The sequence below is a fragment of the Kitasatospora sp. NPDC022785 genome (assembly GCF_055561295.1).
The window spans coordinates 92,494-118,287 of sequence record NZ_JBVHHB010000003.1 but is presented as its reverse complement, the minus strand read 5'-3'; the positions used below and the strand labels follow the sequence as shown (position 1 = coordinate 118,287).

General features: G+C 74.8%; 23 protein-coding genes. 11 read left to right on the top strand and 12 right to left on the bottom strand.

What is annotated here, in order from left to right:
• Nucleotides 1-167: 167 nt before the first annotated feature.
• Complete coding sequence (locus tag ACZ3YO_RS06180) at nt 168-803, bottom strand: response regulator (RefSeq protein ID WP_396320141.1); 636 nt, start codon at nt 801-803, stop codon at nt 168-170.
• A gap of 459 nt (nt 804-1,262) precedes the next feature.
• Here ACZ3YO_RS06180 and ACZ3YO_RS06175 point away from each other — a divergent pair, with 459 nt between their 5' ends.
• The gene (locus ACZ3YO_RS06175; RefSeq protein WP_465565482.1) at nt 1,263-3,491 is read left to right on the top strand and encodes a sensor histidine kinase; all 2,229 of its coding nucleotides are present in this window, start codon (nt 1,263-1,265) and stop codon (nt 3,489-3,491) included.
• 205 nt (nt 3,492-3,696) lie between these two features.
• Here the strand turns inward: ACZ3YO_RS06175 and ACZ3YO_RS06170 are convergent, their stop codons facing one another.
• The 6 genes from ACZ3YO_RS06170 to ACZ3YO_RS06145 form a co-directional block, all read right to left on the bottom strand.
• Entirely contained in the window at nt 3,697-3,906 is a 210-nt protein-coding gene (locus ACZ3YO_RS06170) for a hypothetical protein (RefSeq protein ID WP_465565479.1), read from the bottom strand.
• A 175-nt stretch (nt 3,907-4,081) separates the two neighbouring features.
• A complete protein-coding gene (locus ACZ3YO_RS06165; protein ID WP_465565477.1) occupies nt 4,082-4,486 on the bottom strand; it encodes a cupin domain-containing protein in 405 nt (134 codons plus the stop codon).
• A complete protein-coding gene (locus ACZ3YO_RS06160; RefSeq protein WP_465565474.1) occupies nt 4,483-4,929 on the bottom strand; it encodes a hypothetical protein in 447 nt (148 codons plus the stop codon). The genes ACZ3YO_RS06165 and ACZ3YO_RS06160 overlap by 4 nt, the downstream gene beginning before the upstream one ends.
• Nucleotides 4,930-5,065: 136 nt before the next feature.
• Nucleotides 5,066-6,193 carry a dehydroquinate synthase/iron-containing alcohol dehydrogenase family protein gene (locus ACZ3YO_RS06155; protein ID WP_465565471.1) on the bottom strand — a complete coding sequence of 376 codons (1,128 nt, stop codon included), beginning with the start codon at nt 6,191-6,193 and terminating at the stop codon, nt 5,066-5,068.
• 255 nt (nt 6,194-6,448) lie between these two features.
• The gene (locus ACZ3YO_RS06150; protein WP_465565468.1) at nt 6,449-7,150 is read right to left on the bottom strand and encodes a cupin domain-containing protein; all 702 of its coding nucleotides are present in this window, start codon (nt 7,148-7,150) and stop codon (nt 6,449-6,451) included.
• Nucleotides 7,143-8,240 carry a 3-dehydroquinate synthase family protein gene (locus ACZ3YO_RS06145; protein ID WP_465565465.1) on the bottom strand — a complete coding sequence of 366 codons (1,098 nt, stop codon included), beginning with the start codon at nt 8,238-8,240 and terminating at the stop codon, nt 7,143-7,145. The genes ACZ3YO_RS06150 and ACZ3YO_RS06145 overlap by 8 nt, the downstream gene beginning before the upstream one ends.
• Before the next feature lie 399 nt (nt 8,241-8,639).
• On the opposite strand from ACZ3YO_RS06145, the gene ACZ3YO_RS06140 reads away from it, so the two are divergent.
• The 7 genes from ACZ3YO_RS06140 (at nt 8,640) to ACZ3YO_RS06110 (ending at nt 17,133) form a co-directional block, all read left to right on the top strand.
• The gene (locus tag ACZ3YO_RS06140; protein ID WP_465565463.1) at nt 8,640-9,959 is read left to right on the top strand and encodes an alpha/beta family hydrolase; all 1,320 of its coding nucleotides are present in this window, start codon (nt 8,640-8,642) and stop codon (nt 9,957-9,959) included.
• Nucleotides 9,960-10,243: 284 nt separating this feature from the next.
• Nucleotides 10,244-11,458 carry a 4-hydroxyphenylpyruvate dioxygenase gene (hppD, locus tag ACZ3YO_RS06135; RefSeq protein ID WP_465544536.1) on the top strand — a complete coding sequence of 405 codons (1,215 nt, stop codon included), beginning with the start codon at nt 10,244-10,246 and terminating at the stop codon, nt 11,456-11,458.
• 74 nt (nt 11,459-11,532) lie between these two features.
• Complete coding sequence (locus ACZ3YO_RS06130) at nt 11,533-12,732, top strand: cupin domain-containing protein (RefSeq protein WP_465565459.1); 1,200 nt, start codon at nt 11,533-11,535, stop codon at nt 12,730-12,732.
• Nucleotides 12,729-13,613 carry a hypothetical protein gene (locus ACZ3YO_RS06125; protein WP_465565456.1) on the top strand — a complete coding sequence of 295 codons (885 nt, stop codon included), beginning with the start codon at nt 12,729-12,731 and terminating at the stop codon, nt 13,611-13,613. Before ACZ3YO_RS06130 ends, ACZ3YO_RS06125 begins: the two co-directional genes overlap by 4 nt.
• Complete coding sequence (gene fahA / locus ACZ3YO_RS06120; protein ID WP_465565453.1) at nt 13,610-14,830, top strand: fumarylacetoacetase; 1,221 nt, start codon at nt 13,610-13,612, stop codon at nt 14,828-14,830. The genes ACZ3YO_RS06125 and fahA overlap by 4 nt, the downstream gene beginning before the upstream one ends.
• A 143-nt stretch (nt 14,831-14,973) precedes the next feature.
• The gene (locus ACZ3YO_RS06115) at nt 14,974-16,032 is read left to right on the top strand and encodes an enoyl-CoA hydratase/isomerase family protein (RefSeq protein WP_465565451.1); all 1,059 of its coding nucleotides are present in this window, start codon (nt 14,974-14,976) and stop codon (nt 16,030-16,032) included.
• A 312-nt stretch (nt 16,033-16,344) separates the two neighbouring features.
• Entirely contained in the window at nt 16,345-17,133 is a 789-nt protein-coding gene (locus tag ACZ3YO_RS06110) for an enoyl-CoA hydratase (protein WP_396319784.1), read from the top strand.
• A gap of 167 nt (nt 17,134-17,300) precedes the next feature.
• Here the strand turns inward: ACZ3YO_RS06110 and ACZ3YO_RS06105 are convergent, their stop codons facing one another.
• Complete coding sequence (locus tag ACZ3YO_RS06105) at nt 17,301-19,193, bottom strand: NAD-binding protein (protein WP_465565448.1); 1,893 nt, start codon at nt 19,191-19,193, stop codon at nt 17,301-17,303.
• Between the two features lie 250 nt (nt 19,194-19,443).
• Here ACZ3YO_RS06105 and ACZ3YO_RS06100 point away from each other — a divergent pair, with 250 nt between their 5' ends.
• Nucleotides 19,444-20,085: an HdeD family acid-resistance protein gene (locus ACZ3YO_RS06100; RefSeq protein WP_465565445.1), complete on the top strand. Its 642-nt coding sequence runs from the start codon at nt 19,444-19,446 to the stop codon at nt 20,083-20,085.
• 73 nt (nt 20,086-20,158) lie between these two features.
• On the opposite strand, the gene ACZ3YO_RS06095 is transcribed toward ACZ3YO_RS06100, so the two are convergent.
• The 3 genes from ACZ3YO_RS06095 to ACZ3YO_RS06085 form a co-directional block, all read right to left on the bottom strand.
• Nucleotides 20,159-20,794, bottom strand: coding sequence for a DUF6461 domain-containing protein (locus ACZ3YO_RS06095; RefSeq protein ID WP_465565442.1), 636 nt, complete (start codon nt 20,792-20,794; stop codon nt 20,159-20,161).
• Nucleotides 20,795-20,902: 108 nt separating this feature from the next.
• Nucleotides 20,903-22,318, bottom strand: coding sequence for a CoA transferase (locus ACZ3YO_RS06090; protein ID WP_465565439.1), 1,416 nt, complete (start codon nt 22,316-22,318; stop codon nt 20,903-20,905).
• Nucleotides 22,319-22,339: 21 nt separating this feature from the next.
• The gene (locus ACZ3YO_RS06085; protein WP_465565437.1) at nt 22,340-22,966 is read right to left on the bottom strand and encodes a LysE family translocator; all 627 of its coding nucleotides are present in this window, start codon (nt 22,964-22,966) and stop codon (nt 22,340-22,342) included.
• A 118-nt stretch (nt 22,967-23,084) separates the two neighbouring features.
• On the opposite strand from ACZ3YO_RS06085, the gene ACZ3YO_RS06080 reads away from it, so the two are divergent.
• Both ACZ3YO_RS06080 and ACZ3YO_RS06075 read left to right on the top strand, forming a co-directional pair.
• On the top strand, nt 23,085-23,543 hold the full coding sequence (locus ACZ3YO_RS06080) for an Lrp/AsnC family transcriptional regulator (protein WP_465544517.1): 459 nt from the start codon (nt 23,085-23,087) through the stop codon (nt 23,541-23,543).
• A 57-nt stretch (nt 23,544-23,600) separates the two neighbouring features.
• Nucleotides 23,601-24,344: an N-acyl homoserine lactonase family protein gene (locus ACZ3YO_RS06075; protein WP_465565434.1), complete on the top strand. Its 744-nt coding sequence runs from the start codon at nt 23,601-23,603 to the stop codon at nt 24,342-24,344.
• Between the two features lie 15 nt (nt 24,345-24,359).
• Here the strand turns inward: ACZ3YO_RS06075 and ACZ3YO_RS06070 are convergent, their stop codons facing one another.
• A complete protein-coding gene (locus tag ACZ3YO_RS06070; RefSeq protein ID WP_465565432.1) occupies nt 24,360-25,622 on the bottom strand; it encodes a cytochrome P450 in 1,263 nt (420 codons plus the stop codon).
• Between the last annotated feature and the right edge of the window lie 172 nt (nt 25,623-25,794).

Here is a 25,794-nt window from a genome sequence, read left to right as displayed (position 1 = left end):
CTTCCCCGCATCCTCGGCGGCCCGCCGTCCCGGACGCGCGGGACGGCAGGCCGGTCCCGGCCCCGGATCCGGCCTGCGGTGCAGTCGTGGCCCCGGCCGCTGCTCCGGGCCGCGCTTCGACCAGGTCGCCGTCCGGGGCGCCGGCCGAGCGGGGCTTCCGGGCCTGGTCAGCTGTCGCCGAGGCCCATGTCGCGCGCCCGGGCCACCGCCTCCGCGCGGGTCGCCACGTGCAGCTTCTCGAAGATGTGGGTGACGTGGTTGCGGACCGTCTTCTCCGCCACCACCAGCTCGCGGGCGATCCGCCGGTTGTCCAGCCCCCGCGCCACCAGGTCCAGCACCTCCGCCTCGCGGGCGGTCAGCGCGGGGAACAGCTGGCCCGCCTCGCGCAGCCGGGCCCCCGCCAGCAGCGCGGTGATCCGGCCCGCCACGTCCGCGCCGAACACCGCACCACCCGCCGCGACCGTCCGCACCGCGTGCAGCACCTCCTCCCGGCCCGCGCCCTTCACCAGGTAGCCGCGCGCTCCCGCCTGGAGCGCGGCCAGCAGGCTGCCGTCGTCGTCGGCCATGGTGAGCATCAGCACCGGCGGGGCGGGCGGCTGGGCGGCGAGCAGGCGGGCGGCCTCCAGCCCGGAGCCGTCCGGCAGCGAGAGGTCCATGACCACCACGTCCGGGCGGTGCCGGGCGACCGCGTCCGGCACTGCGCCGACCCGCTCGGCCTCGGCCACCACGGCGATGCCCTCGGCGCTCTGCAGTGCGGCCTTGAGGCCCTCGCGGAACAGCGGGTGGTCGTCGACGATCAGCACCCGGACGGGTGAGCCGTCCGGTTCCCCGGGCGGGTCCCCTGACGGCTCCCCGGAGAGGTCCCCCGCGTGATCGCGGGCCTGTGCACCCGTCGGCCCGGAGCCCGGCCAGCCGTCGTACCCGTCCGGCCCTTCGCCGCCGGGCTGCCGGACGGCCGCGTGGGCGGGCTGCTCCGCGGGTTCGTCCCGTGGCGCGTCCTGCGGCTCGTCCCGGGGGCCGGGGGCCGGCTGCGGAGCGGGCTGGGCGGCGGGGTGCTGTTGGTCCACCTGGCCGACACTACCAGCGATGGTCGAGTGACTTTCCGTGACATGCTCGGAGTGTCGCCCGTCCGTCCGGACCTCCGGCACGCAGGACGAGACCGCTGCCCCATGCGCCCGGGACGGCGGGCCGACGAGACTGCCACCAGTGCCCGGCGAACGGCCGTCGGCGGACCACACCCCAGCCCGTTTCGAGGCGGTGCCATGATCACGGTGATCTCTCCCCGGCCCCGGCCGCCCGCCCGCACCCGCCGGCCCGCCGCCCGCCGCACCGGTGCCCAGCGGCAGCTCGCGGCGGCCGCCGCCGTCACGTGCCTGTGCCTGGCCCTCGCCACCCTGTGGACCTGTTACGTTCTCGCCCATCTGGGCAGTCCGGCCGTGGTGGTGCCCCGGAACCAGCTGCTCGTACTGGCCTATGCGCTGCCCACCGCCGGGGCCGGCATGCTGCTGCACGCGCACCGGCCCGGCAGCCCGCTCGGCTGGGTGATGCTGATCTACGCGCTCGCCTCGATCGCCCCCGACGCGGCGGCCGCGGCCGTCTGGGTCGAGGTCGGCGACCCCGGGATCGTGGGCGCGGTGACCGTGCTCGACGCCGTCTGCGACACGGTCCGCGAGACGCTGTTCTTCGTCCTGCCGCTCTGGCTCCCCTCCGGGCGGCTGACGGACCGCCGGTGGTACTGGTACATCGGTGCGGTCGCACTCTGGCAGATCACGATCTACCTGTCGGAGATCGGCGAGGACCGGATGTTCGACCGCGCCAACCCGGTGGCGGGCGCCCCGCCGGCCCGGGCGCTGGCGTGGCTCTACGACCGTGTGGGCGCGTACGACCAGCAGGTCTTCTACGCCCTGGTCGCCTTCGCGGGGGCCGTGCTGCTGGCCCGGCTGCTCAGATCGGCCCCGAGGAACCGCCTGCACCTCGGCCTGATGCTCGCCGCCTATCTGTGGTGGGCCGCCATGCAGGACTTCTACACCCGGACGGCCGCGGAGGACTACTGGCGCGCCTATGTGCTCTGGGCCGCGGCCAGCGCGTTCTGGGTTGTCGCCGTCGCCGTTCTGGTCATCAAGGACGGCGGCTGGAAGCTCGACCGGGCCGCCCGCCGGATCCTCAGCGGGCTCCTGCTCGCCACCGGGCTGACCACGCTGTTCGTGGTGTTCGCCGGTCTGCTGTCGAGCTGGCTGGTGCCCGGGCGCGGCGCCGCGGCCCTGCTGCTGATCGTTCTCGTCTTCGCGCTGGGCTCCGGTCTGCCACGGGCGGCCCGGTGGGCGTCCGGGCTGGTCGACCGGCTGTACTACGGCGAGCGTGCCCAGCCCTACCAGGTGCTGCGGACGCTCGCAGAACGCGTCCGGCAGGTGGTCGACCCCGAGCGGCTACCCGTCGCGCTCTGTTCGACCGTCGCCGAGGAGCTGAGACTGCCCGGAGTCGCCCTGACGGTCAGCACACGGGCAGGCTCGCGCCGGCTGGCCGCGGTCGGGCGGCTGGACGGGACCAGGCAGGGCTTCGAGCTCGTCCACAACGGCACCGTCATCGGTGAGCTGACCGTCGGGCTCCGGGCCGGCGAGGAGCAGCTGGACCGCAGCGACGTGGACATCCTGCGCTCGCTCGCCGACCAGGCCTCGCCTGCGGTTGCCTCCCTCCGGCTGCTGGAGGACCTCCAGGCCAGCCGGGAGCAGATCGTCGCCGCACGCGAGGAGGAGCGGCGCTGGCTGCGCCGGGACATCCATGACGGCCTCGGGCCCGCCCTGGCCGGGCTGCGGCTGCGGGTCGACAGCGCCGGCATCGGGCTCGACGAGGACGACCGGCTCGCGGGCAGCCTGCGCGGCATCTCGTCCGACCTGGCGATGACCATCAAGGAGGTCCGGCGGATCACCGACCGGTTGGGGCCCGCGCAGCTCGGCGAGTTCGGGCTGACCCGGGCGGTCCGGCAGCTGGGCACCACGTTCAGCGGCGCGGGCCTGTCCATCGACGTCACGGTGCGGCCGGACCCCCTGCCGGAGCTGCCCGCCGCGGTCGAGGTGGCCGTGTACCGCATCGCGGCGGAGGCGCTCAACAACGTGCTGCGGCACGCCCGCGCCCGGTCCGCCGAGGTCTGCGTCTCGGTGGACCGCGAGAAGCTGACCCTCACCGTCCAGGACGACGGCATCGGCATCGCGGGCGGGGAGCCGCCGGCGGGCGGCGCGGATTCCGGCGGCCCGGGTGGCACCGACGACGCCACGATCGAAGCCACGACGGACGGGGCTGCGGCCGCTGGTGCTACGCAGGCCGTGGCTGCGGCGGGTGGGGCTGTTGCGGGTGGGACGGAGGTGGGTGGCGGTGTCGGGCTGCGGTCCATGGCCGACCGCGCCGCCGAGATCGGTGGCTGCTGCACCGTCGCGCCGCTGAACCACGGCACCCGGGTGCTCGCGGTACTGCCCCGCTACCCCACCACGCCCTGACCGCCCGGCCGGGCGGCGGGCGGCGGGCGGCGGGCGGCGGGCGGCGGGCGGCGGGCGGCTGTACGAAACCGCTCGGCCGGGCGCGGGCACGCGGACCGTGGGCCCGGTCCACCACGACACCCACGGCCCGGCCCGCTTCACAGGGGCTGCCCCCGGTACCAGGTCCGGTACCGGGGGCAGCCCCCGTGAGGGAATGTTCGGTCGGTCAGCAGGGCGGCTTGTCGCCGGTCCCGCACTGTCGGGCCGCGCGCAGGGCCGTGGCATCCGGCGGCTTGGCCGGCTGGCTGCCGATGGCTGTCGCGTCGGACGTACTCGACGAAGCGGTCACAGCACACCTGATCGCCGCGCCCGCCGCGGTGACACCCACCAGCAGGGACGCCACGCGCAGTGCCTTCGTTGCGGTGTTTGCAGTCATGGGAATAGCTCCAGATCTTCCGAGTGGTCGAGCCGATCGGCCGCTCTTCCACCACTGTGCGCGGGGGCCCGGCCCGGGCACATGAGCCCGCCGTCCCGTTCCGGTCCCAGGGCGGGAGCGGCGGTCGGGACGGCGGGCGTTCGGGCGGGTGAGGCCGGAGTTCAGGCCCGGGCGTTCACGGGCGGGTCCGTCGTTCGGCGCGGCGGCGGGCCAGGGCGTCCCTGGCAGCCGCGGCGCGGCGGGGTGCGGCGAGGGTGAGGGCCAGAAGTTCGGCGCCGAGCGGTCCCGCGTCGAGGTGCAGCGGCGTTGCCCGGCGGGCCAGCAGCAGATCACCGTCGACCGCCAAGTGGTCCGGCTCGTCGGTCGCCTGGCCGACGAGGAGGGAGCCACGCAGCACGTAGAGGACGGTCTCGGCCTGCCCGGGTATCACGTGGTGGGCGCCGGGGCTCAGCCGCAGGTGGTCGAAGGACTCGCAGGCGCTACTGAGCATCGAACGGCGCGCCAGGCAGCGCAGCCGGATCCGTTCGCCGTGCGGGCCGAGGATGACGGCGGCGGCGGCCGAGGCGGTGGTGACGATCACCTGGGCTCGCCTCCTTTCGGACGCTCGGGGTGGTCGGGGTGGTCCGGGTAGTCGGGGTGGTCCGGGTGGTCGGGGGCTTCGGAGTGCCCGGGGGCCTCGGCGCCGGCCGGGGGCCCGGTGACGGCGAGGACGGCATGGAAGTACTCCAGGCCCGCCGTACCGGCGGTGAGGGCCGTCCGGGCGCCGAGCGGGAGGGTCAGCGCGGTGCCCTCGAGCAGCGGGATTCCGGCATCGGGGCCCGCCTGCGCACCGGCGTCCGGGGCGGTGGCCGTGCCCGAACCCGCGGTGATGTAGAGGGCGTGCTCGACGCCTTCGGCGGCGACCTCGGTGCTGCGGCCCGGGTCGAGCCACTGCAGGCCGATCGCGCGCAGCGGGCCGGTCAGGACCCGGCTCGGGTCGACGGCGCCGCGGCGGCGGAGGTCGGTGATGACCGTTCCCGTCATGACGGGACTCCTTCTGGTCTCCGGCGGTCCGTGCTGGTCCGCCTCTGGTTTCCACGGTGTCGCGCCCGCCGTCCCGGCCACACGGGGAGCCGGTCCCGTCCTGCTCCCCGTGTGCCGCCCGTTCCCCGCCCGCCGGTCATCCGGTGGCGGCGGCCAGCGGCTCCGGGGCGGGGACGCGGCTGTGTGGAACGGCGGTCCGGCCCAGGCCCTCGACGGCTGCCCGGAGCTCGGTGGCGTCGACCGGGGTGAGCAGGCGGCCGCACGCGCAGTACGGGTGCCCCAGGCCGGCGAGCAGCAGCAGACCGGGCCCGGCGGTGGCGGCGAGTACGGCGGCGGCCGGGGTGCGGGCGCCGGTCCCGGCGGACCGGACGGGGAGCGCGGGCAGGGCCGTCGCCGAACCGTTGCGGGCGAGCAGTGCGTGGTGGGCCCATGCCCCGGCACCGTCCAGCAGGCCGCGGTGGACGGCGATGCGGGCGGCGAGGAGCAGCCCCAGGGCCTCGGCGTCGCCGGGCGCGAGCGCGGCAACGCCGGCACCGGGGGCACTGGCGTCGGCGGCGGCGGCGATGACGTGCACCGCAGCGCCGAGACTCCGCCCGTAGTCGAGCGCGAGGGCCGGGCCGGTCTCGAACGGATCGAAGCAGACCAGCGCGGCACGGGCGTCGGCGCAGAGGGCGAGGCAGGCGGCAATGGCCTGCGGCGAGTAACGGCCGTCCGGGCGCAGCACCTTGGCGAGCACCTCGTACTGCGCCGGGCAGACGGCGAGGACGTGGCGGATCACCTCGACCAGGCCGGCCCGGGTCTCCGGAGCGGGACGGCCGGCCAGCACATCGCTGCGGACCCAGACCAGCGCGGGCGCGGTGCGGGGAGCCCGGTGCCCGCCGGCGGGCGGGCGCAGCAGCGCGAGCGCGGGGCCGCACGCTGCCGCGAGCGTGGTCGGCAGGCGCACGTCGGCCGGGACGCCGCAGGCCCGTTCGCCACCGATCGCGATCACCACGGTCCGGCCGTCGGACGCCGGTCGCGCCGCCGGCCGATCGGACGGTGCGAGGACGGTGCACGGGGCCTGCGCCTCGGCGATGGTCCGGACCCGGGCGAGATGGTCGGCGGGAGCAGCGCCGTCGGTCACCAGGATGAATCGATCGGCTTCGAACTCGGCCAGGAGGTAGGCGAGTTCCGTCCAGGACGCTTCGCCGCCGCGCACCAGGAGGGCGAAGTTCGCGGGTCCGGCCTGGATGCGGCGGTCGAGTTCGGCGGTGCGGCCCATCATGGTCCTCCTCCCACTGGGTCTGTGACCTCGACCATGGGCCGCCCGGCGCCCCGGGCACCTGAGCCGCCGTTCCCGTCCCGGCCGGGCCCGGGCCCGGCCGGGAGCGACCGGGACTGGGCAGATCCAGCCGGGACGGGCCGGAGGCGGCCGGGAGCGACCGGACGGGAAGCACCGGGGGCGGGCACCCGCAGAAACGGCAGATGACCGGCGGCGGGAGTTGCGATCCGTCGTCCGGCATCGGCCGGTTGACATCCGTCAGCCGTCTGCGGCCGCCGCCCCTTCCACCACGAGCTCCGCGTGGACGTACTCCAGCCCGTCCGGGCCGGCCGCCAGGTTCGCCGCACTGCCGAGCGGCAGGGTGAGCGCCGTCCCCGGCCGCAGCGGCACCCGCACGTCCCCGGCGGCGGCCCGGCCGCTCCCCGCCGTGACGAAGAGCGTGTGCTCGACCCCGTCGGCGGTGTGGCCGGCCCGCTCCCGGGGAGCCAGGCGGGCGGACTGCAGCAGGCGCAGCGGACCACCGAGGACTGCGGACGGGTCCGCCGGGCCGGTGCGCCGCAGGTCCCGGATCACCGTGCTGCCCACGAGAGCGTCGCCGTCCCACTGCGCCGGGAGTTCGATCACCAGCCGCTCCAGTGCCCCCGCTCCGAGGTTGCGCAGGCAGTGCCGGGTGCCGACCGCCGTCAGCACCGCGTCTCCGGCGCCGACGGCGTACGGGCGGCCGTCGAGCGTGACCAGGCCGTTCCCCGCGAGCACGACGGAGATCTCCCGGGTGCGGGTGTGCAGGTGTTCCCCGCTCACCCCGCCGGGCGGGATGCGCACCCATTCGACGGCCTCCCAGGCCCCGGCGAGCCCGGCGCGGCGGGCCAGGCAGGCCGACCGCGTGGCCCCGGCCGCGCCGGGCACACCGTGGACGTCCGCCGGTGCGCCGGTGTCAGCGACCACGACCGCGCTACGCACGGACCTCACACCCCTCCGGCTCCGCGCGCTCCTCACCGACCGGGGTTGCGGTCGATCGGTCCCTCAACCACCATGCAGCGCAAGCACGTTCACGATCAGTCAGATCGTCCACGAACCCGCCCGACCCGATCCCCGCCGGCAGTGGCAACCGCTGCCGGCCGTCACGACGGCGGACGGTGTCGGCGAGCGCCTCGGCGAGCGTGACCGGTTCGATCAGCGGGTGCCAGACCCGCAGTCCGAGCCGGCGCGTCAGCCTCAGGATCCGCTCGGCCTGCTCCGTGCCGAGCAGCCCACGCCGCTGGGCGACCACCGTGGTGAGCGCCATGTCGACGCAGACCGCCTCGCCGTGCAGCAGTTCGGGCAGCGCGCGCAGCTCGACCGTCGGGCTGAACGAGTGGCCGTAGTCCGTCAGCCGTTCCGGCCGGTGGTCCCGGGCGTTGGGCTGCAGCTCACGGAGCATGCCGCGCACGGCCCGGGTGAGCACCCGGGCGCCGGCGCGCGGGCTGCCCTGGAACCGTTCGTCCAGGAGGTCGCGGCCGTGCCGTTCGAGCAGCTCGAAGAGATGCCGGTCCTTGATCAGCGCCACCTTGAGGATCTCGGCGAGCCCGTTCCCGAGGTGCCGGCGGTCGAGGGTGATGAGGAAGGCCGGGTCGGGCAGGGTGTCGACGGCGGGGCGGTAGGTGCCGAAGGAGTCCATCCGGTCGGCGACCCGGAACACGGAGTCCATGGTCTTCACCTGCTCGTGCGCGAGCAGGACTAGCGTCTCGTACTCGACGCCCCGGGCGGCCAGGTAACGGTGGAGGTGGTGGCCGTAGAGCTCGTGCACCCGGGCCTCCACGACGACCAGCCGCCGACCGGGCGGTCCGCCGACCCGGGCCAGGGCGGGGTTGCCCGGATCCAGCACACCGGGCACGAAGCGGACCTGGTGGCGGACGGGCAGCGCGGTGCCCACCGTCCGGCCGGTGACCGGCTCGCCGGTGGCGTGCGGTCCGTACGGCAGGACCGGGCCGTGGGCGTGGACCGGGCCCTCGGCGGGGTCGTGCACGGCGGCGGGGTCGCCGGGCGGTCGGTGCGGACGGTGGAGGGTCACGGCGTGACTCCTTCTGCTCGGGCTGCTGCTTCGGGCGCGTCCCGTCCGGGGTGCACACGTCCGCCCGGGCCTCGCATCGGTCCGTTCGGGCCTCGCGTCCGTGCGGGCGGGCGCAGCCGGTTCGGACGCGGCCGCCCGGCCGGGCCAGACGCCCACCGGACGGCCGGTCCGACCCCACATTCCGGCGCCCGGTGTCCCGGGCGCACGGGCGACCGGGCCCATCCGCGTCCCGGGCGGAGCACGGGACATGCCCGCGCCGAAGGCCATTCGCGCCCCACCCCGGCCCCGCCCACCCCGGCCCCCGCCCGGCCCGGCCCCCGACCAACCGCAGCCGGCCCCACCTGCACCCCCGCCCCACCTCCGCCCCGCCGACGTACGGTGGAACTCGGAGGCCGCGCCATGCACGTCACCGGTACCCACTTCACCGACCGCACCGACGCGGGCCGCAAGCTTGCCGCCCGCCTGGGCCACCTGCGCGGCCCCGGCACCGTCGTCGTCGCCCTCCCGCGCGGCGGTGTGCCGGTGGCCGCCGAGGTGGCGGCGGCGCTCGGCGCCCCGCTCGACATCTGCGTGATCCGCAAGCTGGGCGTGCCCTACCAGCCGGAGCTGGGCATGGGCGCGATCGGCGAGGACGGCGTCCGGGTGCTGAACGACCAGGTGATGCGCATCGCCGGGGTCAGTGCCGAGCAGCTCGCCCGGGTGGAGCAGGCGGAGCGCGCCGAGTTGGAGCGCCGTGCCCGCCGCTACCGGGGCGACCGCCCGCCCGCCGACCTGCGCGGTCGCACCGTGGTCGTGGTCGACGACGGTGTCGCGACCGGCTCCACCGCCCGGGCGGCCTGCCGGATCGTCCGGGCCAGGGGCGCGGACCGGGTGGTCCTGGCCGTGCCGGTGGCACCCGGGGACTGGACCGACCGGCTCTCGGACGTGGCCGACGAGCTGGTCTGTGTCGGAACGCCGTCGCCGTTCTTCGCGATCGGCGAGTTCTACGCCGACTTCTCGCAGACCGGGGACGACGAGGTGCTGCGCCTGCTCGCCGAGGCGCGTGGCGGCCACCCGCCGGCGCCCGTCGAGGTGGACCGTGAGCTGACCGTGCCGGCCGCCGGCGTCCTGCTGGCGGGGCGGCTGACCGTCCCGGCGCGGGCGGCGGGCGTGGTGGTGTTCGCGCACGGCAGCGGCAGCAGCCGGCACAGCCCGCGCAACCGTTACGTCGCCGCGTACCTCAACCGGGCGGGCCTGGCGACGCTGCTGTTCGACCTGCTCACCGAGGCCGAGGAGCCGGACCGGCGGAAGGTCTTCGACGTCGACCTGCTCGGCGCCCGGCTGACCGCCGTCGCCGGACGCCTCGCGGACCAGGAGGAGACGCAGGAGCTCCCGCTCGGCCTCTTCGGCGCCAGCACCGGCGCCGCCGCCGCGCTCTGGACGGCGGCCCGGCTGGGCGACGACGTGCGCGCCGTGGTCTCCCGGGGCGGGCGGCCTGACCTCGCCGGTCCCGGGCGGCTGGCCGCGGTCACCGCGCCGACGCTGCTGGTGGTGGGCGCCCGGGACGGCACGGTGATCGATCTGAACCGGCAGGCGCGGTCCCGGCTTCGCTGCGAGAGTGAACTGGCGGTGGTGCCGCACGCGGGTCATCTGTTCGAGGAACCGGGCACGCTGGACCGGGTCGCCGAGCTGGCCCGCGACTGGTTCCTGCGCCACCTGCCACCCGGCTCACCGGCCTGACCAGGCAGACCTTGCACGCCGGGTCGGCACCGCCGGCCGGCCGACCCGGTCGGCCGGCCGGTGTCGGCAGATTACGCCGTCACCCCGATCAGCAGCACATTTTGCCCAGCCGAACCCAGGATTTCCTGATCAGCTTGTACACATTGAACAGTGAAATCCCGACCTGTTGCCCAACCACCCCGCAAGGAGCAAGCTCTCCGCTCAGCCGCACCGCCCACCCTATGCGGCGCGGGCGCCTCAAGCGGATGCCTCAATGCCGAGGCCTCAATGTGGAGGAACGACCGATGACCCCGCAGTCCCACGCCCTTGAGCTCACCCCCGAGGAACGCGAGGCCGGTCTCGACGCCGAGCAGCTGCGCCGCCTCGTCGGACTCGTCGAGCACGACCCCGCCACGGACCCGTTCCCTGTCATCGCGCAGGACGCCATCGTGTTCGTGGTGGGCAACGCCACCCAGACGGCGCAGTTCTACCAGGCCGTGTTCGGCATGGAGCTGGTCGCCTACTCCGGTCCGGAGACCGGCCGGCGCGACCGCAAGGCCTTCGTCCTCCGCTCGGGCTCCTGCCGCTTCGTCATCAAGGGCGGTGTCGCCCCGGACAGCCCGCTGCTGGACCACCACCGCCGGCACGGCGACGGCGTCGTCGACCTGGCGCTGGAGGTGCCGGACGTCGACAAGTGCATCGCGCACGCCCGCGCCCAGGGCGCCAGGGTGCTGGAGGAGCCGAACGACGTCTCCGACGAGCACGGCACCGTGCGCCGCGCCGCGATCGCCACCTACGGCGAGACCCGGCACACCCTGATCGACCGCTCCCGCTACCACGGCCCCTACCTGCCGGGCTTCGTGGCCGCCCAGACCAGGGTGACCCGCCCGGCCGGGCACCCGAAGCGGCTGTTCCAGGCGCTGGACCACGCGGTCGGCAACGTCGAGCTCGGCAAGATGGACGAGTGGGTCTCGTTCTACAACCGGGTGATGGGCTTCGTGAACATGGCGGAGTTCGTCGGCGACGACATCGCCACCGAGTACTCGGCCCTGATGTCCAAGGTGGTGGCCAGCGGCAACCACCGGGTGAAGTTCCCGCTCAACGAGCCGGCCATCGCCAAGAAGAAGTCGCAGATCGACGAGTACCTGGAGTTCTACGGCGGCCCGGGCTGCCAGCACCTGGCGCTCGCCACCAACGACATCCTCTCCACCGTCGACCAGCTGCGTGCCAACGGCGTGGAGTTCCTCTCCACCCCCGACTCGTACTACGACGACCCGGAGCTGCGCGCCCGGATCGGCAAGGTGCGCGTCGAGGTCGAGGAGCTGAAGAAGCGCGGCATCCTGGTCGACCGCGACGAGGACGGCTACCTGCTGCAGATCTTCACCAAGCCGCAGGGCGACCGGCCGACCGTGTTCTTCGAGTTCATCGAGCGGCATGGCTCGCTCGGCTTCGGGAAGGGCAACTTCAAGGCGCTCTTCGAATCCCTGGAGCGCGAGCAGGACCGTCGCGGCAACCTCTGATCACCACCCCTGATCAGAGCCGGTCACGCGGTGACCGGCAAGGAACCGACGGACGGGCCAGGAGGAGCAGGACGATGGCGTACTACCGGCAGCTGGGCAGCATCCCGCCCAAGCGGCACACCCAGCACCGCACACCCGAGGGCGGGCTGTACTACGAGGAGTTGATGGGCGAGGAGGGGTTCTCCTCGGACTCCTCGCTGCTCTATCACCGGGGCATCCCCTCGGCCGTCGTGGACGCGGTGCCGTGGGAGCTGCCGGACCAGTCCACGGTGGCCAACCATCCCCTGCTCCCCCGCCACCTCAAGCTGCACGAGCTGTTCGCGGGCCAGGAGTGGAAGTCCGCGGACGTCGTCGGCAGCCGCCGCCTCGTTCTCGGCAACGCCGACGTGCGGATCTCGTACGTCGCCGCCGGGGCCCCGAGCGAGCTGTACCGCAACGGGCTCGGCGACGAGTGCGTGTACGTGGAGTCCGGCACGGGCACGGTCGAGACGGTGTTCGGCACGCTGGAGGTCGGCCAGGGCGACTACGTGGTCATCCCGCGGGCGACCACCCACCGCTGGGTGCCGTCCGGCGACGAGCCGCTGCGCGCGTACTGCATCGAGGCGAACAGCCACATCACCCCGGTGAAGCGCTTCCTCTCCAAGTACGGCCAGCTGCTGGAGCACGCCCCGTACTGCGAGCGGGACCTCCGCGGCCCGTCCGGCCCGCTGCTGGTCGAGGGCACGGACGTGGACGTGCTGGTCAAGCACCGGGGGGCGAACGGCGTTTCGGGCACCCGGTACACCGTGCCGCACCACCCGTTCGACGTGGTCGGCTGGGACGGCTGCCTCTACCCGTACGTGCTCAACATCCGGGACTACGAGCCGATCACCGGCCGGATCCACCAACCGCCGCCCGCGCACCAGGTGTTCGAGGGCAACGGCTTCGTGATCTGCAACTTCGTGCCCCGCAAGGTGGACTACCACCCGCTGTCGATCCCCGTCCCGTACTACCACTCCAACGTGGACAGCGACGAGGTCATGTTCTACTGCGGCGGCGACTACGCGGCCCGCAAGGGCTCGGGGATCGGCCAGGGTTCGATCTCGCTGCACCCCGGCGGCCACACCCACGGCCCGCAGCCGGGTGCGTACGAGCGCAGCATCGGAGTGGAGTTCTTCGACGAGCTCGCCGTCATGGTGGACACCTTCCGCCCGCTGGAGCTCGGCGAGGGCGGCCGGGCGAGCGAGGACTCCAACTACGCCTGGACGTGGTCGGGCCGGGGGCCGCAGCGATGAGCGGCGCCCCCACCGGCTCCGACGGCGCCGTCCCCCCGCTCTTCCAGGGCCTCTTCGACGACGCGGCGGTGTTCCCGCCGGGGAACCTGCCGCTCGCCGAGGCGCTGCCCGCGCACCGCGCGCACCGCTCCGCGTGGTACGCCGAGGCGGTCGGCCCGCTGCTCTGCGGCGCGGGCCGGCTGGGCGAGCTGGCCGCGGCGGCCCCGGCCGGCGCGGGAGACGCTCTCCGGGTCGGGCTCGTACTGCCGGGGGGCAGTGCCGAGCTCGGCCCGGCGCTCGCCGCCGCCGCGCCGTTCGAACTCGCCGGCGTCGAGTTGGCCACCCGGGACGCCCACGAGGCGGTGACCGCCCTCGACCTGCTGCTGCCACCGGACGTGCCGGCCGCCGTCGAGCTGCCGCGCGAACTGCTGCGCGGTGATGCCCTGGGCGAGGTGCTGGACGTGCTGGTCGACAGCCCGTACCGGGCGAAGTTCCGCACCGGCGGGGTCGTGGCCGGCGCCTTCCCGGACGAGGACGAGCTGGCCGGCTTCCTCACCGGCTGCGCGCAGCGCGGCCTGCCGTACAAGTGCACGGCCGGGCTGCACAACGCCGTCCGGCACACCGACCCGGTCACCGGCTTCGAGCACCACGGTTTCCTGAACGTCCTGCTGGCCGCGCTGGAGACCGACCGGCGGGCCGCGGCCGAGGTACTGGCGGAGCGCTCGGGCGAGGTGCTGGCCAAGGCGGTCCGCGCACTGACCGACCGTCAGGTTACGGTGATCCGGAACTCGTTCACCGCGTTCGGCACCTGCAGCATCGCCGAGCCCCTGGACGACCTGGCCGCCCTCGGCCTGCTGTCGCCCGGTGCCGGCCCCAGCCCCACGCCCCAGGAGGACCGTTGACCACGCCCCGCAGCTGGCTCGCCAGCGCCCAGGACTCGCCGTTCGGCGTGCACAACCTGCCGTACGGCGTCTTCACGGCGGCCGACCGGCCCGGCCGCCGGCGGATCGGCGTGCGCATCGGGGAGTTCGTCCTCGACGCCGGCGCCGCCGCCCGCGCCGCCGGGGCGCCGTCCGCCCTGCTGGACGCCGACACCCTCAACCCGCTGCTGGGTGCGGGCCGTTCGGTCTGGTCGGAGGTCCGCGCGTCGCTGACGCACTGGCTCACCGACGAGTCGTTCCGGGAGGCTCTCTCGCCGCTGCTGGTCCCGGTGGCCGAGGTCGAGCTGCACCTGCCGTTCGAGGTCGCCGACTACGTCGACTTCTACGCCTCCGAGCACCACGCCACCAACCTGGGCCGGATCTTCCGCCCTGGCTCGGACCCGCTCACCCCCAACTGGAAGCACCTGCCGATCGGTTACCACGGCCGGGCCGGCACGGTCGTGGTCTCCGGCACCCCGGTGGTCCGCCCGCACGGGCAGCGCAAGGCGCCCGCCGACGCGGTGCCGTCCTTCGGCCCGACCCGCCGGCTGGACATCGAGGCCGAGGTCGGCTTCGTGGTCGGCGCCCCGTCCACGCTCGGCACGCCCGTAACCCTGGACGACTTCCGCGAGCACGTGTTCGGCGTCTGCCTGGTCAACGACTGGTCGGCGCGGGACATCCAGGCCTGGGAGTACGTGCCCCTCGGCCCGTTCCTCGGCAAGTCCTTCGCCACCTCGGTCTCGCCGTGGATCGTGCCGCTGGACGCCCTGGAGCATGCGCGGGTCACCCCGCCGGCCCGGGACGTCGAGCCGCTCCCCTACCTGGACGACCGCGGCGGCGAACCCTGGGGCCTGGACCTCGGGCTGGAGATCCGCCTGAACGGGCACCCGGTCTCGCGCCCGCCGTTCGCCTCGATGTACTGGACGGCGGCGCAGCAGCTCACCCACATGACGGCGAACGGCGCCTCGCTGCGCACCGGCGACCTCTTCGCCTCGGGCACCGTCAGCGGCCCCGGGCCCGAGACCCGGGGTGCGCTGATCGAGCTCACCTGGAACGGCGAGGAGCCGCTCAAGCTCCCCGACGGCACCACGCGCACCTTCCTGGAGAACGGCGACGAGGTCACCATCACCGCCACCGCCCCCGGCCGCGACGGCACGGTGGTCGGCTTCGGCGAGGTGACCGGCCGGGTCGTGCCGTAACGGCCGGTGGGTGAAGGGCGGCGCCGGGCTCCCGGTGCCGCCCTTCGCACGCCCGCCACCCCGGCCCCTGTCCGGACAGGACCTTGTACCGTGGGCGGCGAGGATCTTCGAACACGCGGCGACGAGGAACGGGAGCGGGCCCGATGAGTGCAGAGGTGCAGGTCCACCGGGACGGCGGCGTGGGGCGGATCGTGCTCGACCGGCCGCGGGCGCTCAACTCGCTGACGCACGGCATGATCACGGCCGTCCACGCGGCGCTGGAGGGCTGGGCGGCGGACGACGCCGTGCGCGTCGTGGTGCTGACCGGGGCCGGCGGGCGCGGGCTCTGCGCGGGGGCGGACATCCGGGCGATCCACGAGGACGCCAAGGCGGGCGGGGCCGGGTCGCGGGCGTTCTTCCGGGACGAGTACCGGCTGAACGCCCTGATCGCCCGGTACCCGAAGCCGTACGTGGCCGTGATGGACGGCATCACGATGGGCGGCGGCGTCGGTCTCTCCGCCCACGGCGCGGTGCGGATCGTCACGGAGCGCTCCACCGTGGCGATGCCGGAGACCCGGATCGGCCTGGTGCCGGATGTCGGCGGCAGCCTGCTCCTGGCCCGCGCCCCCGGCGAGTTGGGCACGCACCTCGGGCTCACCTCCGCCTCGATGGGGCCCGGGGACGCGCTGCTCTGCGGCTTCGCGGACCACTTCGTGCCGTCGGCGGCCGTCCCCGCGCTGCTCGCGGAGCTGACCGCCGCAGCGGACCCGGCCGCGTCCGTCGCCACCGCCGTCGCCGCCGTCACTGCTCATGCCGAGGCGGCGCCGACCGCCGCGCTCGCGGCGCAGCGGGAGTGGATCGATGCCTGCTACGCCGCCGACACCGTCGAGGAGATCGTCGCGCGGCTGCTGGACACGGGGCTCCCGGAGGCCAAGGAGGCGGCCGAGCAGGTGCTCGGGAACTCGCCGACGGCCGTCAAGGTCACCCTGGCCGCGCTGCGGCGGGCCCGCACGCTGCCCACGCTGGAGGCGGTGCTGGACCAGGAGTACCGGATCTCCTGTGCGGCCCTGGCCGGGCACGACCTGGTCGAGGGCATCCGCGCGCAGGTGGTGGACAAGGACCGCAACCCGCGCTGGTCGCCCGCCGACCTCGCCGGGGTGTCGGAGGCGGACGTCGCCCGCCACTTCGCGCCGCGTGAGGGCGACGAGCTGGACCTGGCCTGATCGGGCGGGGCCGGGCCCCCGGGGGCGGTCGGTCACCGTCGCCGCCCGCGCCGCTGCGACCCACCGCGCTCGCCCACCGCGGCGTCGTCGGGGGCGGTCACCGCCCGGCGGGCCGCCGAGCGCTACGGCGTGCGGGCCACCGAGCCGTACGGCGCGTGCGGGTCCGCCCGTCGCCGACGGTGGCGGGCGGCGCGATCCGTGACGACCGTCTCGCATGGCAAGACTGGCGCGAGCAGGGGTGCTTCGGAGATCGTTGGGCGGTCAGGGCGCCCCCTGAGCGGTGCCGAGCAGCGGACATGGGAGTCAACGGCGATGACCGAGACCACCGAGACCTACGAGACGATCCTGGTCGAGCGCAAGGGCCGGGTCGGGCTGATCACGCTCAACCGGCCGGAGGCGCTGAACGCGCTGAACACCCGGCTGATGAACGAGGTCGTCGCGGCCGCCACCGCCTTCGACCGGGACCCGGAGATCGGCGCCCTGGTGATCACCGGCTCGGAGAAGGCCTTCGCGGCCGGCGCCGACATCAAGGAGATGCAGGGCAACCGGTTCCCCGACGTCTACCTGGACGACTGGCTGGGCCCGTGGGACCGCCTCGGCGAGCTGCGCAAGCCGGTGGTGGCGGCGGTGGCGGGCTTCGCGCTGGGCGGCGGCTGCGAGCTGGCGATGCTCTGCGACATCCTGCTCGCCGCGGACACCGCGAAGTTCGGGCAGCCGGAGATCAAGCTCGGTGTCATCCCGGGCATCGGCGGCTCGCAGCGGCTGACCCGTGCGGTCGGCAAGGCGAAGGCGATGGAGCTCTGTCTGACCGGCCGGATGATGGGGGCCGAGGAGGCCGAGCGGGCCGGCCTGGTCTCCCGGATCGTCCCGGCCGACCAGCTCCTGGCCGAGGCGCTGGCCGTCGCCGAGAAGGTCGCGGAGATGTCGGCCCCGGCCGCCATGATGCTGAAGGAGAGCGTCAACCGCGCCTTCGAGACCACCCTCGCCGAGGGCGTCCGCTTCGAGCGGCGCCTGTTCCACGCCGCGTTCGCCACGGCCGACCAGAAGGAGGGCATGGCCGCCTTCGCCGAGAAGCGGCCCGCCTCCTTCACCCACCGCTGACCGGAACGGCGGCGACCGGCAGCGGTTCGGCGACGGCGGCCGGCCGTCGGCGGCCGGCGACCGGCGGGTGACGCGTCACGGATATGGCGGCTGACGGATGCTGAAGTCCGTCAGCCGCCGTCCGTCCACCGGGACTTGCCGGCCGTGACCCGTCGACGTCGGGCCCGTCACTCCTCTCTCACCAACGCCGTGTTGAGCCGGGCCAGGCCGCTGCGGGTCGCGGCCACCACGATCCGGTCGCCGGGGACGAGGGCGCGGGTGCGGTCGGGGTAGTTCCACTGGTAGGTGTGCGGGCTGCGGGCCAGGCGGACGGCGACCACACGGACGCCGCCCGGGTCCTCCAGGTCGTGCCGGTTCATGCCGATCAGGCCGCTGCCTTCCTCGACCCGCAGTTCGGCGATGAGCAGCACGTGCCGGAACACCGACAGGGTGCCCAGCACCTCCCGCCCCATCAGGGCGGCGGCGAAGGCGGGCGCGGCCAGGTAGGAGGTCGAGCGGGAGGCCGCGTTGTCCAGCGTGGCGTAGACGTGACTCGCGAAGTTGTCGTCGAACAGCCGGACGACCACCCTGACGTCCGGCCGCCCCGCACGCGCCTCCAGTGCCGCCTCCAGGTTGGTGGCGTCGTCCCCGCTCACCGCGACGACCGCCCGGCTGTGCTTGAGCCGGGCCCGGCGCAGCTGTTCCGCCAGCGGGCCGTCGTCGACGACCACCGGCACGCCGAGCGCGCGGACCGCCGAGATGCCGCGCGCCTGCGGATCGCGTTCCAGCCCCACCACCGGCACGCCCAGTCCGTGCAGTTGGGCGACGACGCGGGTGCCGACGTTGCCCAGGCCGGCCACGATGACGTGGTCCCGGGTGCCGGCGCCGGGGTTGCGGTGCTGGCCGCGCCGGCCGGAACCGAGCACCTCGACCATGATGGCGGTGGCGACCGGCGCGAAGGTGATGCCGCAGAAGGTGATCACCACCTGGGCGACCCGCTGCCAGAGGCCGCCGGTGCCGGCGCCCGAGGCCGCGTCGGCGGGCTGGTCGGGCTGGGCCGCGCCGGCCAGGTCGAGCAGCGAGACGTAGAGCGACCAGCCGAAGTCCCGGTTGAGGTACCAGAGCAGGCCGAAGGCCATCAGCACCGCGGCGAGCGCGGTGATCAGCACCAGCCGGAGCCGGGCGCTGGTGAAGTAGCGCAGGGTGTCGAGCAGCCGCCAGCGCAGCCGGCGCGCCCAGGCGATCCGGACCGGCGGTTCGCTGGGCAGGGCCTGCAGCGCGGCCACGCCGCCGGTCTCCTCGGGCTCGGGCTCCCGTTGCGCGGGGACTCCCCCGCCCTCTCCTCCGCCCTCTCCTCTGCCTTCTCCCCTGTCCTCTCCCCCGCCGCCGGCTCCGCCGAGGCCGCCCCCGGCTCCACCCCGCCGGACCGGTCCGTCGTCGCCGAACTCGGAGGCCAGCCGGACGAAGGGGGCCGAGTCGCCCTCCTGCTCGGGCAGCAGCCGGATCCGGGTGAGGTCCTGCCGGTCGATCTGGTCGGCGACGATGCAGATCCGGCCGGAGTCGATGTCGTCGTCGTAGGCGATGTGCAGGAAGCGGTCGCCGACCTGGACGGAGTTGGGGCGGGAGAGGGCGGCCGCCGCGAACGCGGGCGCGGCGGTGGCGGAGCCGGAGAGCGCGGCGCCGTTCTTCAGCAGCCGTTCGATGTTCTCGCCGAGCCGCTGGTTGAACATCCGCAGCACGATGCGGATGTCGGGGTTGTGCTCCTGGGCGCTCAACGCGGTGTGGATGTTCTCCTGGTCGCTGCCGTCGACCAGGGCGATCCCGCGGGCGGTCTCGACCCGGACGGCGCGCAGCGCCTCCTCGGTGAGGCTGCTGTACTCGACCACGGCGGCGACACCGGGCAGCTGTTCGATCTGCGGCGCGTGCTCGCGCGTGCGGTCCGGGACCAGCACCACCACCGGGACCTCGTAGTGTTCGACGAGTTCGACGATCAGGCGGTGGGCGAGCGCGTTGCCGCCACAGACGATGTAGTGCTGGCTGACCGGCTCGACCGGAAGGGTCCCCCACCCTGCAGAAGTCATATCGCCGGATGATATCTACCGCGTGTGAGCGGAAGGTGTCCCCCGGGTGGCTGAGGGGAGATCAGTTCGCGCCCCGGGCCGCCGGATCCGCGGCCCCACGCCCGGGTCCCGCCCCGCCCCCGCCCCCGCCCGCCCCGTGCCGTCCCCCGAACGGGCGTACCCGACGGGCGGCCGGCCCCTCCCGTGACGATCATGAGGAGCGCCCGCCCGTCACGGGCCCGCACCGGCCCGCAGATGCCCTTGCGGGCCCGTGGGGCCCCCGCCCGTCACCCGCCGTCAGGAGTACGCCACCGTGGTCTCCCCGATCATCACCCCCAACGGTTCCCCGGTCCAGGGCCCGCTCGCGCTGCTCGCCAAGGCCGCCTGGCAGGTGCTGCTGATCGCCGGGCTCGCCTCGCTCGCGCTCGGGATCGTCGTCTTCGTCTGGCCCAAGCAGACCCTCCTGGTGGTGGGCGTGCTGTTCGGCCTCTACCTGCTGATCATCGGGATCGTGCAGCTGGTCGCCGCCTTCGGCACGCACGCCAGTACCGCCATGCGGGTGCTGGCGTTCATCAGCGGCGCCATCTGCGTGCTGCTCGGCCTGCTCTGCTTCCGCAGCGCGGCGCAGTCGTTGCTGCTGCTGGCGATCTGGATCGGCATCGGCTGGCTGTTCCGGGGCATCACCCAGCTCGCCGCCGCGATCTCGGACGACGCCATGCCCGCCCGCGGCTGGCAGGCCTTCGCCGGCGTGGCCAACACGCTGGCGGGCGTGCTGCTGATGGTCTGGCCGGTCGGGTCGATCACCGCCCTGACCGTCCTGGCCGGGTGCTGGCTGGTGATCCTGGGCCTGATCGAGGTCGTGACGGCCTTCCAGGTCCGTTCCCGGGCCAGGCAGATTCCCGCCGGCGTCTGACCCCGGAGCCGGGGACCCCGGCCACCCACGTCTGCGTGCGCCCGCAAACGGCCGCCACGGCCGCGACGGCCGCTTACGGCTGCGGGGCGTAGCCGAGCAGGAAGCCCGCCGTGTCCAGGCGCTCCGGAGTGAGACGGACGTCCGTCAGCCGCTCGGCGAGCGCGAACGCCGCCTCGGTGTGCAGCCTGGGCCCGGCGTGGTCGGCGTCGGTGAGGTCGAAGCCGCAGTGCGCGAGCAGCTCCGCCACCCCCGGGGCCTCGGCGTCCTCGCCGTCGCGCTGGGTGGGGAAGAGCGGCTCGAAATGCAGCCGGTTCAGCGCCCCCTCCTGCCAGTGGAAGCTGTCCACCGCGTTGCAGTTGCGGAAGTGCGAGACCAGGCGGGTGCCCTCGGCGAGCCTGGGCAGCACGTCCCACAGGGACCCCAGGTAGCCGTTGACCTCGACCGCGACGGCCCAGCCGTCGATTTCGGTGACGGCGACGAGCATCAGCTCCTCGTCGCCGTCCGGGGCGTGCTCGTCCTCGCCGTCGTCGAACTCCTCCCAGGCCTCCACGACCGCCGCCAGGCCGGTGACCCGACGGCCCGGGGCGGCGTCGAACCGCCGCAGCAGATCGTCGGCGGAGATCCCCTGGACGTGCGTCAGGCAGTAGGCCTCGGCAAGGTCGGGGTAGCGGTCCTCGAACCAGGTGAAGTCGGCAGCGTGTGCAGGCATGTGGGGGATGCTGCCAGATGCCTCCGACACCCGGACACCTGGGACGGCATCAGCACCGCCGCCGCCTCGGCCGCGCCGGGCCCGCCCGTCGGCGCCGCACCGGATTCGTCAGCGCCAGGCCGGCGCGTCCGTCCCCCAGCGCCCGGGCGGGCGGGTCCAGTCGGTGGGTGCGCCGGTGTAGGAGACCGGGGGGAGGGCGTGGCGCAGCCGGCCGTACGGCGAGTCGGTCTCCGCGAGCCAGCGCTCGGGCTCGTAGGGCAGGTCGTTCAGCGGCGGAGCCAGCGTGATGCCGTGCTGGAGCCAGGAGGCGGTGCCGGCCAGGGAGTAGCGCAGGTGGCGGCCGCCGGGCCGGCCGGTGCGCTGGTCGGTGAGGGCACGCAGGACGCCGGCCGCGATCAGGTAGCCGGTGCCGTGGTCGAGGGCCTGCGCGGGCAGGACGCCGGGGCGCCCGGCGGGACCGATCGCCCCGGCACCGTCCCCGGCACCGTCACCCGCCTCCACGGCCGCGATGCCGACGCCGGCCTGGACCAGGCTGTCGAAGCCCCGGCGCCCGGCCCAGGGGCCGGTCCAGCCCCAGGCGTTGAGCTGGGCCACGATCAGGCCGGGCCGGCGTTCGAGCAGGGCGTCGGGGGCGAGGCCGTAGGCGTCCAGGGCGCCGGGGCGGTAGCCGGTGACGACGGCGTCGGCGGTGGCCAGCAGCTCTTCGAACGCGGCGCGGTCGGCCGGGTCGGCGAGGTCGAGGCGGGTGGAGCGCTTGCCGAAGCCGGTGTCGGCGTGGGCGTCCTCGGCCTCGGGCAGCCGGGGCGAGTCGACGCGCAGGACGTCGGCACCGAGCAGGGCGAGGGTGCGGGTGGCGACGGGGCCGGCGATGACCCGGGTGAGGTCGAGGACGCGGACGCCGGCGGCGGGCAGCGGCGCGGCGGCCAGCGGGCGGGCGGCGGCGTCGTCGGCCACCCGGATCTCGACCAGGGGGTGCGTGGTGTCACCAGGCGGCGCGATGGCGACGGCGAGCGCCCCCGCCGCGTAGGCACGGTCCTGGATCCAGACGGCCGGGTGCTCCCGCAGCGTCCCGGCGAGCTGCTCGGGCCCGGTGTCGGCGGGCAGTCCGAGGACTCCGAGCAGCCGGTCGCGGTGGTGCGGGTAGTTGGCGTGGGTGCGGACCCAGCCGTCGGCGGCCTGCCAGAAGCCGGAGAGCGGCGCGAAGCTGACCGGGGTGCGGCCGTCGATCTGGAGATGGCGCTCGCTGACGAAGGCGGTGGCGACGGCTCCCTGGTCGACCCTCACCTCCGGGACGGCTCCGCCGGCCCGCAGGGCGGACAGCTCGGCGGCGGCCAGCGAACAGGCGGCGACGGTGGCCCGGGCCAGCCGGCGGACGGGGAGCCGGGCGGGCAGGACGCGGTCGGGGCCGTGGAAGGAGACCCGCTCCAGCAGCCCGGCCGACCCGCCGAGGGCGTCCCACGCGTGCGCGGTCGGCGCGTCGTGGGGGGCGGGCTGGTCGACCGGGGGCATCGGACGCTCTGTCATGCCCGCATTCTGCTCCCGTTCTCAGGCGCTCGCAGTGACGCCCGCCACCAGCATCAGCAGCACCGCGGAGACGACGGTCATCCGGCGGGCGGCCTGCGGGGTGGAGCCGAACCGGCCGCCGAGACGTCCGCTGGCATGGGCGACCAGGCCGTACACGACGGCGCAGGCCAGCACGTTGAGCGAGCCGAGGGCGAGCACCTGGCCGCCGACCGGCAGGGCGGCGGCGGGGTCGACGAACTGCGGCACCAGGGAGAGGTAGAGCAGCAGCCCCTTGGGGTTGAGCAGGGCGGTGAGCATGCTCTGGCGCAGCACGGTGGCGGTGGGCTGCGGGCGGGACTCGGCGAGGACGGCCGAGCCGCCCCGGCGCAGCGCGAGCAGCATGGTGGCGGCGAGGAGGACCAGGTACGCGGCCCCGGTGAGGCGCAGGACGGGCAGGACGGCGGGGACGGCGCGCAGGGCGGCGGCGAGGCCGGCGCTGGAGAGCAGGGTGTGCACGGCGTAACCGGCGCAGACGCCGGTGACGGCGGTGAACGCGGCGCGGCGGCCCTGGCCGAGGCCGCGGGCGGCGATGTAGAGCCAGTCGGGGCCGGGGGTGCAGACCAGCAGCAGGTCGACCCCCAGGAAGAGGAGGAGGGCGTGGGTGTCCATGGTGCTGACCTGTCGTGTTCGTCGCGGGCGTTCCGGTTACCGAAGGTAGCCGGAATGGGGCGGCACGCGATGGCCACTTCGCGCTGGTCAGGGCCACTCTTTGGCAGAATATTGCGCCATGGACCGCATCGACCGCAGAATCCTCCACGAGCTCCAGCAGGACGGCCGGCTCACCAACGCCGAGCTGGCCGCGCGGGTGGACCTCACCCCCTCCCCGTGCCTGCGCCGGGTGCGGCAGCTGGAGCAGGACGGCGTGATCCGCGGCTACCGGGCGCTGCTGGACGGCGCGGCGGTGGGACGTGGTTTCCAGCCCTTCGTGACGATCACCATGCGGCACGAGGACCGGGCCACGGTGGCGGAGTTCGAGCGCCGGGTGGCGGAGCTGCCGGAGGTGGTGGAGGCGCACCGGCTGTTCGGCGAGCCGGACTACCTGCTGCGGATCGCGGTGGCGGACATCACGGCGTACGAGCGGTTCATCACCGACGTGCTCTCGGGGCTGCCCGGGATCGCCCAGGTGAACTCGCATCTGACGATGAAGCAGGTGAAGGCCGACCGGGGCATCCCGACCGGCGGGTAGGGTGCGAACGGCGGGGGGCCGACCGCAGCTCCCGGACCGTTTCCAGGGGGCCACGCCATGCAGAGCACGATCCGCCGTCTCGACCTCGGCTACTTCGTCCGTCCCGCGTCCGAGACGGGCGGCCCGAACGCGGGCGGGCCCACCGCGGGCGGCCCCGAGCCGCGCGTCGAGCCGGTGTTCGCCTACCTGGTGCGGCGGCCGGAGGGGCTGCTGCTCTTCGACACCGGGGTGGGCGGCGGCGATCCGCAGACCGCCGACCCGGAGACCGAGGCCCACTACCGGCCGGTCCGGCGGCCGCTGCCTGCGGCGCTCGCGGCGGCCGGGGTCGCGCCCGCCGACATCGACCTCGTCGTCAACTGCCACCTCCACTTCGACCACTGCGGCGGCAACCCGCTGCTGGCCGGTACGCCGGTGCTGGTGCAGGCGGTGGAGCTGGCGACGGCCCGGCGCGGCGACTACACCTTCGACGCGCTGGTGGACTTCCCGGGCGTGGCCTACCGCGAGCTGGACGGCGAGGCGGAGGTCTGGCCGGGCGTACGGGTGGTGCCGACCCCCGGGCACACCGCCGGTCACCAGTCGCTGGTGGTGGAGCGGCCGGACGGCGGCCCGGTGGTGCTGGCCGGCCAGGCGTACGACTTCGCCTCCGAGTACGGCTCGGCGGTGCTGGCCCGGCAGGCGGCCGCCGAGGGCGTCGCGCCGCCGCTGCCCGGCTACCGGGCCTGGGTCGACCGGCTCGCGCGGTTCGCGCCGAGCCGGGTGCTGTTCGCGCACGACAACGCGGTCTGGGAGCCGGCCGGATAGCGGTGGGGCGCGCCCCTAGAACGCGAACCGCAGTGCGCGCACCCGGTTGTCGAAGTTGGACGGGATCAGCTCCGGCTCGCCGACCGAACGGGCCTCGGGCAGGCGGGTGAACAGTTCACGGAAGAGCACCTTCATCTCCTGCCGGGCCAGGTACGCGCCCAGGCAGTAGTGCGGGCCGCCGCCACCGAAGCCGAGGTGGGGGTTGGGGGAGCGGGTGATGTCGAAGGCGTCCGGGTCGGTGAACACGGCCTCGTCGCGGTTGGCGGAGCCGAAGAAGAGCACCGCCTTCTCCCCCGCGCGCAGCAGGGTCCCGTCGGGGCCGCCGAGGCGGTGGTCGACGGCCAGGGTGCGGCGGAACTGGATGATCGGGGTGGCGTGGCGGACGATCTCGTCCACCGCGCCGCCGAGGTGGCGGTCGGGGTCGCCGAGCAGCAGGGCGCGCTGCCGGGGGTGGGCGGTGAGCAGGTGCAGGCCGTGGGCGAGCGCGTTGCGGGTGGTCTCGACGCCGGCCACCAGCAGCAGGGAGAAGAAGGCGCCGAGCTCGCGCCCGGTCAGCCGGCGGCCGTCGACATCGGCGGTGACCAGGGCGGAGATGAGGTCGTCCGTGGGGCGGCGGCGGCGTTCGCGGCCGAGGTCGGCGACCATGCCCTGCATCCGGGCGAGCGCGCGCAGCCCGCGCCCGGGCATCCGGATCCGGCTGCGCAGCGGGCGGGCCACGCCGGTGTGCTCGGAGGCGTGGTTGACCTGGTCGAGGATGGCGCGGCGGGGCTCCTCGGGGATGCCCATCATGTTGCAGATCACCCGGAAGGGGAGTTCGGCGGCGACCGCGGCGACGAAGTCCTCGGGCCGGTCGCGCTCCACCCGGTCGACCAGGCGGGCGGCCACCTCGCGGATGTCGTCCTCGACCTTGGCGATCAGGCGCGGGGTGAAGGCTCGGGAGACGATCCGGCGCAGCTGGGCGTGGCGGGGGTCGTCCAGGTTGACCATCGAGTCGCCGAAGAGCAGCCGGACCCAGCGGGCGGGTTCGGGGGTGGTGACGCCGGGACCGCTGAGGAAGACGGCGGGGGTGCGGCTGGCCTCGACGACGTCGGCGTGCCGGACGAGCGCGTGGAAGCCCCGGCCGCCGGACCGGCCGGCCGCCCGCTCGCCGAAGTAGACCGGGCCGGGGAGGCGGCGCAGTTCGGCGAAGGCGGCGGCACGGTCGGGGGCGGAGAGCCGCCAGAAACGGGGGTCGGCGAGGTCGGCCGCGGGGGTTTCGGGTGCGGTCGCTGTGCCCATGCCGGGCCTCCTGTCCTGTCGGTGCCCACCGGGAAGGCTCCGGAAGTCCGTGTGCTGGTGAGGCCCACATTTAGTCAGCACCGACAGGGACGGTGTCAAACCGCAATTACCGTATGATTACCGGCTTTTCGGGGGTCGGGTCGCCACGCTTGAGAGGTGGCCGGGCCCGGGA

Excerpts from the sequence above, each read along its gene's own strand:
- ACZ3YO_RS06115 (WP_465565451.1), top strand. The coding sequence starts at position 14,974 with ATGAGTGCAGAGGTGCAGGTCCACCGGGACGGCGGCGTGGGGCGGATC.
- ACZ3YO_RS06110 (WP_396319784.1), top strand. The coding sequence starts at position 16,345 with ATGACCGAGACCACCGAGACCTACGAGACGATCCTGGTCGAGCGCAAG.
- ACZ3YO_RS06085 (WP_465565437.1), bottom strand. The coding sequence starts at position 22,966 with ATGGACACCCACGCCCTCCTCCTCTTCCTGGGGGTCGACCTGCTGCTG.
- ACZ3YO_RS06075 (WP_465565434.1), top strand. The coding sequence starts at position 23,601 with ATGCAGAGCACGATCCGCCGTCTCGACCTCGGCTACTTCGTCCGTCCC.
- ACZ3YO_RS06175 (WP_465565482.1), top strand. The coding sequence starts at position 1,263 with ATGATCACGGTGATCTCTCCCCGGCCCCGGCCGCCCGCCCGCACCCGC.
- ACZ3YO_RS06125 (WP_465565456.1), top strand. The coding sequence starts at position 12,729 with ATGAGCGGCGCCCCCACCGGCTCCGACGGCGCCGTCCCCCCGCTCTTC.
- ACZ3YO_RS06090 (WP_465565439.1), bottom strand. The coding sequence starts at position 22,318 with ATGACAGAGCGTCCGATGCCCCCGGTCGACCAGCCCGCCCCCCACGAC.
- ACZ3YO_RS06130 (WP_465565459.1), top strand. The coding sequence starts at position 11,533 with ATGGCGTACTACCGGCAGCTGGGCAGCATCCCGCCCAAGCGGCACACC.
- ACZ3YO_RS06080 (WP_465544517.1), top strand. The coding sequence starts at position 23,085 with ATGGACCGCATCGACCGCAGAATCCTCCACGAGCTCCAGCAGGACGGC.
- ACZ3YO_RS06155 (WP_465565471.1), bottom strand. The coding sequence starts at position 6,193 with ATGATGGGCCGCACCGCCGAACTCGACCGCCGCATCCAGGCCGGACCC.
- ACZ3YO_RS06095 (WP_465565442.1), bottom strand. The coding sequence starts at position 20,794 with ATGCCTGCACACGCTGCCGACTTCACCTGGTTCGAGGACCGCTACCCC.
- ACZ3YO_RS06140 (WP_465565463.1), top strand. The coding sequence starts at position 8,640 with ATGCACGTCACCGGTACCCACTTCACCGACCGCACCGACGCGGGCCGC.
- ACZ3YO_RS06170 (WP_465565479.1), bottom strand. The coding sequence starts at position 3,906 with ATGACTGCAAACACCGCAACGAAGGCACTGCGCGTGGCGTCCCTGCTG.
- ACZ3YO_RS06105 (WP_465565448.1), bottom strand. The coding sequence starts at position 19,193 with ATGACTTCTGCAGGGTGGGGGACCCTTCCGGTCGAGCCGGTCAGCCAG.
- ACZ3YO_RS06070 (WP_465565432.1), bottom strand. The coding sequence starts at position 25,622 with ATGGGCACAGCGACCGCACCCGAAACCCCCGCGGCCGACCTCGCCGAC.
- ACZ3YO_RS06160 (WP_465565474.1), bottom strand. The coding sequence starts at position 4,929 with ATGACGGGAACGGTCATCACCGACCTCCGCCGCCGCGGCGCCGTCGAC.
- hppD (WP_465544536.1), top strand. The coding sequence starts at position 10,244 with ATGACCCCGCAGTCCCACGCCCTTGAGCTCACCCCCGAGGAACGCGAG.